Origin of the sequence: Hungatella sp. SL.1.14 (assembly GCF_024460495.1) — a bacterium.
Lineage (GTDB): Bacteria > Bacillota > Clostridia > Lachnospirales > Lachnospiraceae > Hungatella > Hungatella hathewayi.
The window spans coordinates 1-288 of record NZ_JANFYJ010000525.1 but is presented as its reverse complement, the minus strand read 5'-3'; the positions used below and the strand labels follow the sequence as shown (position 1 = coordinate 288).

The 288-nt window shown below is 48.3% G+C and carries 1 pseudogene; it reads left to right on the top strand.

From position 1 onward, the window contains the following. Nucleotides 1-66: 66 nt before the first annotated feature. Nucleotides 67-288: pseudogene (locus NE473_RS32130) on the top strand (hypothetical protein); the annotation flags it as partial.

Genomic DNA, 288 nt, shown 5'->3' with positions numbered 1-288 from the left:
GCCAGATCATACGGGCGTTTACATATACAGGAGAAAAGTAAACAGAAAGAAAAGGAGAGGTGTAAGATGAAGAAAACATTAGCTATGATGTCAGTTTTGCTGGTTGCCGGCACCCTTTTAATCGGCTGCGGAAAGAAGGCTGTTGAAGAGACGGCTGCGGTGCCTGATAATACCCAGGGAACCACACAGGCGGAGAACGTGACAGCGGCAGCCGATATCGGAGGAGAAAAGGTAAAAATCGAGTTGTGGTATGCCTGGGTAGATAAGATCGGAGAGACAAACGAGGAG